The organism is Streptomyces hygroscopicus (assembly GCF_026168105.1).
Lineage (GTDB): Bacteria > Actinomycetota > Actinomycetes > Streptomycetales > Streptomycetaceae > Streptomyces > Streptomyces hygroscopicus_D.
This window is the reverse complement of the sequence record NZ_LBMW01000111.1, coordinates 1-5,151: the sequence shown is the minus strand read 5'-3', so window position 1 is coordinate 5,151 and position 5,151 is coordinate 1. Positions and strand designations below refer to the sequence as shown.

The following is a 5,151-nucleotide window of genomic DNA, read 5'->3' as shown; positions in this document are numbered from 1 at the left end:
GCTGTCCGTAGGAGAGCGGGAGGCGGTCGGGCCGGGGCATGGGCGTGAGCGCGGTGCGGGCACTCTCGGCACCCGTGAGTCGGGCGGCGAGCGCGGCAACGGTCGGCGCCTCGAAGAGGGTGCGTATCTCGGTCTCGACCCCCAGAACGGTGCGGATACGGCTGACGAGCCGCACCGCAAGCAGGGAGTGCCCGCCGAGCTCGAAGAAGTCGTCGTCCACGCCTACGCTGTCAAGGCCCAGGACATCGGCGAAGGCCAGGCAGAGCAGTTCCTCCCGCAGCGTCGCCGCCCGGCGGCCACTGCCGGCCGACGAGGCGCCGTACTCCGGGGCGGGCAGTGCCTTGCGGTCCAGCTTGCCGTTGCCCGTGAGCGGCAGCGCATCCAGCACGACCACCGCCGAGGGGACCATGTGCTCCGGCAGACGGCCCCCGGCGAACGTCCGAACCCGGCCGGGCAGCGCATCCCGCTCCTCGTCCGGATCGTCCGGCACCACATACGCCACCAGACGGGTGTCACCCGGCACGTCCTCCCGCGCCACCACCGCCACCCGCTCAACCAGCGGATGCCCGGCGATCACCCCCTCGACCTCACCCGGCTCGACCCGGAACCCACGCACCTTCACCTGCTCGTCGGTGCGCCCGAGGAACTCCAACTGCCCGTCCCCGGTCCAGCGCACCACATCGCCCGTCCGGTACATCCGCACGCCCGGCTCAAACGGATTGGCGACAAACCGCTCCGCCGTCAACCCCGGGCGCCTCACATACCCGCGCGCCACCTGCACACCAGCGACATGGAGCTCACCCGGAACACCCGGCGCCACCGGACGCAGGTACCCGTCCAGCACATAGAACCGCGTGTTGCCCACGGGGGAGCCGATCCGAACGGCCTCGCCCGGATGCAGGAGAGTGGTGGCGACACCGATGGTGGTCTCGGTCGGACCGTAGTGGTTGAACACCGGACGCTCACCTGCCGCGTCCAGCAGCTCACGCACCCAGCCGGGCGAAGCCGCCTCACCACCGAGGACCAGCGATTGCCCCGGCAGCACCCGCTCCAGCCCACCGGCCGCACCCAGCGCCGCCAAGTGGGAGGGCACCGCCTTCAGGAAGTCGATCCCGTGCTCGGCCAGGTAATCAGCAACGATCTGCGGATCAGTGACCGCATCCTCCTCCAGGACATGCAACTCACCACCCGTCGTCAGACTCGCAAACACCACCGTGTTCCCCAGGTCGGTGGCCTGCGCCTGCAGCAGCGCATACCGGCCACCCGCCCCGGCGAACCCGACCCGCCCCGGCACCCACGACACATAATTCGCCAGCCCCCCATGCGTCACCGCCACACCCTTCGGACGACCCGTCGACCCCGAGGTGTAGATCACATACGCCAGACCGTCCGGACGTACTCCGGCGCCCGGCGCCGTCACCGGCAAAGCAGCCAGCTGCATCCGTACAAGAGCGCCGTCCACAGCCACCAGACGGACCCCCACCGAGGGCAGCTCATCCTGAATCTCCTCGGTGGTCAGCACCAACGCCGTACGACTGTCCTTCAGCATGAAGGCGACCCGCTCCGCCGGCTGCTGCGGATCGATCGGCAGATAACCGGCCCCGGCCTTCCACACCGCCAGAATCCCGGCGATCATCTCCGCACCACGCGGCAGGGCCAGACCCACCACAGACTCCGCGCCCACACCCTGACCCACCAGATAGCGCGCCAGACGGTTCGCCCGCCGGTCCAGCTCACCGAACGAGACCCGCTCGCGACCGGCGACGATCGCCACCGCCTCCGGCGTCCGCGCCACCTGCTGCTCGAACAGCCCGACCACCGAGGAGCCCACGACCTCTACGGCAGTGTCATTCCACTCGGTGAGCACCCGCGCGCGCTCAGCGGCGTCCAGCACATCCACCGCCGTGACCGGCACACCTGTATCCCGGGTCACCACATCCAGCACCCTCACCCACGCCGACGCGATCCGCCCGGCCCACACCGGATCGAACAGATCCGCCGACACCGTCACCGACCCACACACACCGGCCGGACGACCATCAGCGCCGAACACCTCGCCGACGATGACGTCAAGGTCGAACTTCGCTGCCGACTCGTTCACCGTCGCGGCGTCGGTCTCCTCCGCAGTCTCCCGGCCGTGTCCACCAGCCTGGAGACCCGGGAGGTCGAGCACGACGTCGATGGTGTTCTGCGTCGTCAGAACGACCTGGAAGAGCGGGTGGCGGGCCATCGAGCGGGCCGGGGCCAGCTCCTCAACCAGCTTCTCGAACGGCACATCCTGGTGCGCCAACGCCGACAGCGCCGTCTCCCGCACCCGGCCCAGCACCTCCCGGAACGTCGGCTCACCCGACAGATCCGTCCGCACCACCAGCGTGTTGATGAAGAACCCGACCAGATCGTCCAGCGCCTCATCCGTACGCCCGGCATTGGCCGAACCGATCGGAATGTCCGTTCCCGCACCCAGCTTCGACAGCAGCACCGCCAGCGACGCCTGCAACACCATGAACGGCGTCACACCCTCCGCGCGCGCCACCTCCGCCAACCGCGCGTGCAGCTCGGCCGGAATCTGCACCGGCGCCCGGTACCCGCGGTGGGAGGACACCATCGGACGCGGTCGGTCGAACGGGAGAGCCAGTTCCTCCGGAGCACCGGCGAGCGCGGCACGCCAGTAGGCGATCTGGCGTGACATCACACTGCCCAGATCCTGCTCCTCGCCGAGCAGTTCGCGTTGCCAGAGGGCGTAGTCGGCGTACTGCACCGGCAACGGCTTCCACACGGGGGCCCGGCCTCCGCTGCGCGCCGCGTAGGCGACCGACAGGTCCCGCGCCAGGGGGCCCTTCGACCAACCGTCGCTGGCGATGTGGTGCATCACCACGACCAGTACCCGTACTCCCGGACCTGCCTCGAACAGCCAAGCCTTGATGGGAACTTCGACCGAGAGATCGAAGGTGTACGCCAGCGCCTCGGCAACCGCGGTCTCAAGATCCGAGAGCGCCACATCGGTCACCTGCAGCGCCCACTGGAGCTCCTCGACGTCGAGAATCCGCTGGTACGGCTCGCCATCGACCACCGAGAACACCGTACGCAGGACTTCGTGCCGCCTGATCACATCGAGGAACGCGGCGTTGAGCGCATCCGGGTTCACGGCGCCCGACAGTTGCAGGGCCTCCGAAGTGTTGTAGGTCGCGCTCGGCCCTTCGAGCTGGTTGATGAACCAGAGCCGGCGCTGCGCGAACGACAGCGGCACCCGCTCCGGCCGCTCCCCCGCCGTCAGCGCCACCCTGGCCCGCTCCGCACCGGCCAGCCGGGCCGCCAGCCGTGCCACCGTCGGCGCCTCGAACAGCACCCGCAGCGGCACCTCCACACCCAGGATCGACCTCACCCGACTCACCAGGCGCACCGCGAGGAGAGAGTGCCCGCCCAGTTCGAAGAAGCTGTCATCGACGCCGACGCTCTCCAGGCCGAGAATCTCCGCGAAGGCCAGGCAGAGCAGCTGTTCCTGGAGACTCACCGGGCCGCGGCCGGAATTTCCCGCGTACTCCGGGGCGGGCAGTGCCTTGCGGTCCAGCTTGCCGTTGCCCGTGAGCGGCAGCGCATCCAGCACGACCACCGCCGACGGGACCATGTGCTCCGGCAGACGGCCCCCGGCGAACGTCCGAACCCGGCCGGGCAGCGCATCCCGCTCCTCGTCCGGATCGTCCGGCACCACATACGCCACCAGACGGGTGTCACCCGGCACGTCCTCCCGCGCCACCACCGCCACCCGCTCAACCAGCGGATGCCCGGCGATCACCCCCTCGACCTCACCCGGCTCGACCCGGAACCCACGCACCTTCACCTGCTCATCCACACGCCCCAGGAACACCACCTGACCATCAACAGCCCACCGGACCCGGTCACCCGTGCGATACATCCGCACACCCGACTCAAACGGACTCGCCACAAACCGCTCCGCCGTCAAACCCGGACGCCCCACATACCCACGCGCCACCTGCACACCCGCCACATACAACTCACCCGCCACACCCACCGGCACCGGCCGCAGAGCACCATCGAGAATGTAGAACCGGGTATTCGCCACCGGCCCACCCACCGGCACCACACTGCCGCCCGCCTCAAGCCGGACCGTCGCCACACCGACCGTCGTCTCCGTCGGACCGTAGTGGTTGAACACCGGACGCTCACCTGCCGCGTCCAGCAGCTCACGCACCCAGCCGGACGAAGCCGCCTCACCACCCAGCACCAACGACCGCCCCGGCAGCACCCGCTCCAGCCCACCGGCCGCCCCCAGCGCCGCCAAGTGAGAGGGCACCGCCTTCAGGAAGTCGATCCCGTGCCCGGCCAGATAATCAGCGACAACCTGCGGATCAGTGACCGCACCCTCCTCCAGGACATGCAACTCACCACCCGTCGTCAAACTCGCAAACACCACCGTGTTCCCCAGGTCGGTGGCCTGCGCCTGCAGCAGCGCATACCGGCCACCCGCCCCGGCGAACCCGACCCGCCCCGGCACCCACGACACATAATTCGCCAGCCCCCCATGCGTCACCGCCACACCCTTGGGACGACCCGTCGACCCCGACGTACAAATCACATACGCCAGACCGTCCGCACACACCCCGACCCCCGGCGCCACCACAGGCAACGCAGCCAACTGCATCTCCATCAGCACACCATCGACCGCCACCAGCCGCACCCGACCCGCCGGAAGCTCCTCCAGCAGCTCCTCCGTAGTCAGCACCAACGCCACGCCACTGTCCGCGAGCATGAACGCCACCCGCTCCGCCGGCTGCCCCGCATCCACCGGCAGATACCCCGCACCCGCCTTCCACACCGCCAAAATCCCCGCAATCATCTCCACACCACGCGGCAGACACAGCCCCACCAACGACTCCGCACCCACACCCTGACCCACCAGGAAATGCGCCAACCGGTTCGCCCGCGCATCCAACTCCGCGAACGAGACCCGCTCACCCCCGGCGACAACCGCCACCGCATCCGGCGTCCGCACCACCTGCGCCTCGAACAACCCCACCACCGACGAGCCCACAACCTCTACGGCAGTGTCATTCCACCCCACCAACACCCGCTCACGCTCAGCGGCATCCATCACATCCACCGCCGTGACCGGCACACCTGTATCCCGGGTCA

2 protein-coding genes are annotated in these 5,151 nt (G+C 69.2%); one reads left to right on the top strand and one right to left on the bottom strand.

The annotated features are described in order from the left end of the window. A partial coding sequence (locus tag AAW14_RS38870; RefSeq protein ID WP_265569191.1) for a non-ribosomal peptide synthetase occupies nt 1-4,993 on the bottom strand: 4,993 nt, incomplete at its 3' end. On the opposite strand from AAW14_RS38870, the gene AAW14_RS38865 reads away from it, so the two are divergent. After that, a partial coding sequence (locus AAW14_RS38865; RefSeq protein ID WP_265569192.1) for a hypothetical protein occupies nt 4,922-5,151 on the top strand: 230 nt, incomplete at its 3' end. The genes AAW14_RS38870 and AAW14_RS38865 overlap by 72 nt on opposite strands.